Here is a 6,321-nt window from a genome sequence, read left to right as displayed (position 1 = left end):
ATTGAATACTTATAGTAATTGAATATTTAGTGTATATAAAATGTTTGAAAATTAGTTCCTCAAAAAGATAATGATGTAAATGTGCTTCACCAATTATACTAATTCACCCCATGTGGAGACCGTTGTAAGACTAACACACGGAATGTTGGTTCTAAACATCGTTCGAACAAACATGCTTAAAAAAACGTAATGAAAGTCGACAAAAACTAATAAGGTACCACATCGACAAATTTTGAGAATGTGACCTTTAATGTAAAAATGCTTAGGATACCGAATATTGGTGAAAAATATGTAATAAACGTAACGAAGAGCTTTGGTTCTTTTGAGTATAATGGAGCCTATAAAATTACGGTATTTATCCAATAGAAGAACAGAATTTATTGAACCATAAGATCTAGCCGAAAATGCGTCGAATCTAGGCGCCTTTTTTAGTTGTTAGGGTTAACAGAAAGCTAATAGGTGTTAATTAACATTATTTATCGTATAATGATAGACGATTAAATTTACAAACTTGAGGTGAAACAATGAAGAAAATTACATACCCAACTGAAGTGCTTGATGTCACGATTGATCACATTGATGAATATGGATATGGATACGCACGTTATACACATGCACCTGAAAAAGGATCACAGGGTCGACGTTTGAATCTTTTTATTACAAATGTTGTTCCTGGAGATGTTGTTCGGGTGAGTGTACCGAATGCAAAGGGACGAGGAAAGGCTACACTTGGTTACGATACATTGCTCCAACCGGGGCCAACTCGTAATATGGATGTTCCCATCGATGAATCGGTTTCTGGTGGTACACCGCTACAGTACATGCAATATGACGCACAACTCCAATTCAAAGAAAATATGGTCAAACAGTATCTGGACGAGGAAGGTTTTGATACATCATTGGTTCAACCAATCATTGGAATGAAACAACCAGAGCGTTATCGTAATAAGATGGAGCTAACGTTTGGTGTGAATGGTGAGTTAGGTATGACACAGCAGGGAAACTTCCGTAAAGTTATTGACCTTAAAGATTCAGTTTTGATGCCAGAAATTATGGTGGCAGTAAAACATGCCGTTAGCGCTTGGCAACATAAATATGAACTTTCTGGATACAATAAAGAAACAGAAACAGGTTTGCTGCGAAATCTCATGATGCGTTACTCCTTCACAACCAAAGAGTTAATGGTTGTTTTCTATGCAACACAATCACCAGAGGATTTCCCAGAGGCAATCAAAGAACTTGTCGAAATCATGACCACACAATTTGATTCATTGGTCAGTCTGCAATGGATTGAACATGCTGAAGCGGTAGAGCGTATCCAAGCCGATGCAGTTCACATCTTGCACGGTCGCGATTATTTGATAGATGTCCTCAATGGCTTTAAATATCGAATTTGGCCTGATACTTTCTTTCAAGCAAATCCAGTCCAGGCAGAAAAACTTGTTGATTTGGCACTTGAGATGGCAGACGTGAATGATTCCATGAAGATGTTGGATCTATTCTGTGGTGTTGGGACTTTTAGTTTACCGTTTGCAGCAAAAAGCCAATCGCTAGCTGGAATCGAAATTGTGGAAAACTCAATAATCTCGGCACGTCGTAATGCCCATGATAATGGTTTAGAGAATACCTTCTTTATGACAAGTGATGCCCGCAGTGGATTGCCCAAACTCAAAGAAGAATGGGGACAACCGGATATTCTACTGTTAGATCCGCCGCGTAGTGGTGCTGGTGGAAAAGTCATGCGTAGTATCGGTCGTTTTGGTACTGATAAAGTGATCTATGTCTCATGTGCACCGAAGAGTTTGGCCCAAGATATTAAGTCACTTCGAGATTTTGGATATGAACTGATATCGGTTCAACCTGTTGATCAGTTTCCACATACTGCCCATGTTGAGACTGTTGTCTTACTTCAAAAAACACAAACTGCACAATAAACTAATAAAGAATTACAGGATGATGCGTCATGATTACGGATTTTTATCGCTAGACTCGTGTTCTTAAAATACGCTTTGGTTTACATTCTTCGTGAAAAAACGTATTATTAACGTATTGAGTCATTCATTTGTACAAAATCATTAGTAGATGAATAAGAGTGGTCACACTCTTTTCTTTTGGTCAGAATAATTACCAAAAGATATCACAATTAGAAAAGAAAGAGAAATTATGGAATTTAAAGAATTAGGAATTATGCCTGCAATCTTAAATGCACTGCAGGACACAGGCTATACACAGCCAACACCAATCCAAGAGCAAACTATCCCGGTCACATTACAGGGTCGTGATGTTTTAGGATTGGCACAAACAGGAACAGGTAAAACTGCAGCGTTTGCCGTTCCAACACTGCAACTTCTTGCAACAAATCCGCGTAAAGATCGTCGTCGCCCAATTCGGGCTTTGGTTTTAACACCGACACGAGAACTAGGAATGCAAGTCTATGAAAGTTTTGAAACATACGGTCATCACCTTCCCCTCAAATCAACTGTCATCTTCGGTGGCGTTGGTCAAGGGAAACAGGTCAGCGCTTTGCGTGCGGGTGTCGATGTATTGGTTGCAACACCCGGGCGTTTGGTGGATTTAATCAATCAAGGTTATGTTGATCTATCGTCAATTGAAATCTTTATTCTTGATGAAGCGGATCGAATGTTAGACATGGGGTTTATTCATGACATTCGTCGTTTAGTGAAATTACTGCCGAAAAAGAAACAAACACTCTTCTTCTCCGCAACAATGCCAAAAGAGATTACGGATATTGTGGACGGATTACTTGTTGATCCTGTTCATGTATCGGTAGCACCTGTATCATCAACCGTTGAGACCGTTACGCAAACAGTCCAATATGTTGATCAAGTCAATAAAATTCACTTGCTCGAAAGATTCACGAAAGCAAATCCCGGGCCAGTGCTTGTATTTACACGAACAAAACGTGGTGCAGACCGTGTCGTCCGCGATTTGATGCGTCGTGGAGTTTCAGCACAGGCCATTCATGGTAATAAATCACAGAATGCGCGTCAAATGGCTTTAGATAATTTCAAAAACTATGAAACCCAAGTCTTGGTAGCAACGGATATTGCAGCACGAGGCATTGATATCAATGAATTAAACTATGTTATTAATTACGATATGCCAGATGTCCCAGAAACGTACGTACACCGGATTGGTCGTACTGGACGTGCGGGTCATAGTGGAAACTCCCTCTCATATGTAAGCTATAATGAGATTCCGTTGCTTAAAGACATCGAAGCATTAACGAAACAAAAAATAACAGTGCTTGAAAATCTCGACTTCCCGTTGGAAGACAAAACACCGAAGGCCAAACCAGGACAAGGTGGGCGTAAGAGCGAAAAAAATCCAAGCAAACGTGATCTTGAACGTCAAGAAGCAAAACGTGCCAAACGTCGTCGTTTTGATGATTCACCACGGGTAGAATCTGAGAAACCTGCCGCAAAAGATAATGCACGTAAATCAAATAAAAAAACTGATCGCCGTTTCTCAGATAAACGTTTTGATGCGAAAGGTGAGAAAAAATATGACCGACGTGACAGCCAACCTGCTAAACCGAAAAAAGTAAAAGGTACTGGAAAGCCGAAGGATCTCAATATGCGTGGGGAAGCTCGTACGAAAAATGCATCCCGCTCATTCACAGAGAAACCATTCTATGCCGATCGTAAAAAAGGAAATGGCCCGAAACGAGGTAAACGTTAATGGATCCAAAACTTCGCAAGAATATTAAACCTGGACTCCGTGTGTTGGTTGTTCAGAAGCAAGACCAACGAACAGGTAAGACAACCGAAGGTGTTGTTCAACGTCTTCTGACGAACTCCGCAAATCATCCCCATGGGATTAAAGTCATGCTGGAAAGTGGTATTGTCGGCCGCGTTTGCGAAATCTTAGAATCGTAAAAGAAGGGATGCCACGGCATCTCTTTTAATGCGTTGGGTTAACTGCTTGAAAAAAGTCAAAAAAAATGTGACAATAACACGCGAGAGTTACTCTAAAATACAAAGAATAGAAGCAACAGGCATGATGAAGTCCTGTTATGAGAGGATTTCCCCATGAACCATAATTTTTGGCAAGATTTGCCCAAACCATTTTTTATCTTAGCACCCATGGAAGACGTAACTGACGTGGTCTTTCGCCATGTTGTTGCGAAAGCAGCCCGTCCTGATGTTTTCTTTACAGAATTCACGAATAGCGAAAGTTATTGCCATGCCCAAGCGCGTGATAGCTTGCGTGGTCGTCTCTTATTTACTGAAGATGAACAACCACTTGTTGCACATATTTGGGGTGATCGCCCTGAATTCTTCCGAGAAATGAGTATTGGAATGGCAGAAATGGGATTCAAAGGTGTCGATATTAATATGGGATGTCCAGCGCCCAATGTATTCAAACATGGTCGTGGATCAGGCCTTATTAAAAGACCAGAAGTCGCTGCCGAAATAATTCAAGCGGCTAAAGCCGGGGGACTTCCTGTAAGTGTCAAAACGCGTTTGGGAACATCACGTGTTGAAGAATGGCGCGACTGGTTAACCCATATCTTTAAACAAGATATTGCGAATTTATCAATCCATTTACGAACGAAACGTGAGATGAGTCAAGTTGATGCACACTGGGAATTAATTCCAGAAATAAAAAAACTGCGTGATGAAATTGCACCGAATACCCTTCTAACAATTAATGGTGATATTCCCAACTACCAAGTTGGCATGGAACTGGTAGAAAAATATGGTGTTGATGGGGTGATGATAGGTCGTGGTATTTTCCACAATCCTTTTGCATTTGAAAAAGAGGCGAAAGATCACAGTCCGAAAGAACTCCTCGACCTCTTCCGTTTCCACTTAGATGAATTTGACAAATATGCCAAAGATGAACCAAGTGTGTTTAAACCACTGCGTCGCTTCTTTAAAATCTATGTTCGCGATTTTCCTGGAGCAAGTGACCTTCGTGTTCAACTCATGGAAACTACCACAACAGATGAAGCGCGCACAATGATTGATGCGTTTGAAGCATCACACGACTTCTTTTAAGCGATTAGAAACCTGTGAACTGTTATGTTCACAGGTTTTTCTTAATTATTAAGCTTCGATTAGAATAATTGCAATACAATAAAAGTATATGATAGACTTCACATATAGACATAATCGGGGGATAATTATGAAGAAAATAATAGCATCATTGATGATGGTTTTACTTGTATTCGGAAGTGTTGGTTATACGAAGGCACAAACCTCAGACTATGAGATACCCGTCATTGAATATAAGACGAATTTAATAGCAGCAAGTAAAGGTGAAGAAACTATGGTTGTGAATCCGCTTGTTGAGGATTCGAGAGCACTGAGCCCATCCAATCCCGTTTTTACTGCGAAAAGATCAGATGTCGTAAGTCCAATGGAAACGGTAGCGAATCCATTCTATCCGACGCCAGCCGACGGTACGTATGCATTCTATTACACATTGATAACATTCACAGATGATTCAGCAATTGCTTACTATGGAGCAACTGTAAATTATAACGACATAGTGGCCGATGCCGATGCAAAGGGATTGGTCATAGATGGCGTTCGTGTGATGTATGCACTCGCACCGACAAACACGGTAACCTATACCTTGGTAAATGCTGATGGGAGTGAAGAAGTACTTTTAACTGAAACAATGACAGGTCGTCACTTAGTTAGCTTTTATGATGACAGTGAACCTGCGATGCAAATTGATGTTCCAGCGGATACGATGCCATTCAATAGTATTGTGGATGACTACATTGTAGTTGGCCCAGTTGGCGAAGCACCGATTGATTTTGTTGAAGGTGACCAAACATACAATGTTCAATTGCGCCAACCCGTTAATACATTTAAGTTTGTTGATGAAGAAGGGAATGCATTGATAGAAGATGTCACCATCACAGGTAAAGTTGCAAGTGCCTACGAGATACTCGCACCAAAGATAGATGGTTTTAAACTAAAAGCAGGTAATATTCTAAGTGGTATTTATGATCGTGCTGATCGCGAATATACGATTGTCTTCGAGAAGGATGCTGTCAAACCAGTCGATCCTGTTAAGCCAGTTGATCCCGTCAAACCTGTGGACCCTGTCAAACCAGTTGATCCCGTCAAACCAGTAGATCCTGTGAAACCAGTTGAACCAGTTAAACCGGTAGCGCCAAAGGAACCACAAGAAGGGCTTCCCAAAACAGGAATGAGCGATAAACTGCTTAATATCGGAGCAATACTCGTTGTTGTAGGTACAGGAATCATCATTTACAAAAAACGTGAATTATAAAATGAGCTCGGATTATCCGAGCTTTTTTATGCACTGCAGTGGCTTGAA

At 40.6% G+C, this 6,321-nt stretch carries 5 protein-coding genes; all 5 read left to right on the top strand.

Annotated features, from left to right (window positions below; genetic code table 11):
* Positions 1-524: 524 nt before the first annotated feature.
* The 5 genes from rlmD (at position 525) to GVV20_RS05775 (ending at position 6,273) form a co-directional block, all read left to right on the top strand.
* Positions 525-1,934 carry a 23S rRNA (uracil(1939)-C(5))-methyltransferase RlmD gene (rlmD, locus tag GVV20_RS05795; protein ID WP_159740500.1) on the top strand — a complete coding sequence of 470 codons (1,410 nt, stop codon included), beginning with the start codon at positions 525-527 and terminating at the stop codon, positions 1,932-1,934.
* A gap of 229 nt (positions 1,935-2,163) precedes the next feature.
* Complete coding sequence (locus tag GVV20_RS05790) at positions 2,164-3,702, top strand: DEAD/DEAH box helicase (RefSeq protein ID WP_159740501.1); 1,539 nt, start codon at positions 2,164-2,166, stop codon at positions 3,700-3,702.
* Positions 3,702-3,899, top strand: a complete 198-nt coding sequence (locus GVV20_RS05785) for a YwbE family protein (RefSeq protein ID WP_159648956.1) — start codon at positions 3,702-3,704, stop codon at positions 3,897-3,899. The genes GVV20_RS05790 and GVV20_RS05785 overlap by 1 nt, the downstream gene beginning before the upstream one ends.
* Positions 3,900-4,052: 153 nt before the next feature.
* Entirely contained in the window at positions 4,053-5,024 is a 972-nt protein-coding gene (locus GVV20_RS05780) for a tRNA dihydrouridine synthase (protein WP_159740502.1), read from the top strand.
* Positions 5,025-5,151: 127 nt separating this feature from the next.
* Positions 5,152-6,273 (top strand): MucBP domain-containing protein, encoded by a 1,122-nt coding sequence (locus tag GVV20_RS05775; protein WP_201287519.1) that lies wholly within the window; start codon positions 5,152-5,154, stop codon positions 6,271-6,273.
* The last annotated feature ends 48 nt before the right edge of the window (positions 6,274-6,321 follow it).

The sequence above is a fragment of the Erysipelothrix aquatica genome (assembly GCF_009828775.2).
Taxonomy (GTDB): Bacteria; Bacillota_I; Bacilli_A; order Erysipelotrichales; family Erysipelotrichaceae; genus Erysipelothrix; species Erysipelothrix aquatica.
The sequence above is the reverse complement of the archived record's forward strand: the minus strand, read 5'-3'. Positions and strand labels throughout refer to the sequence as shown.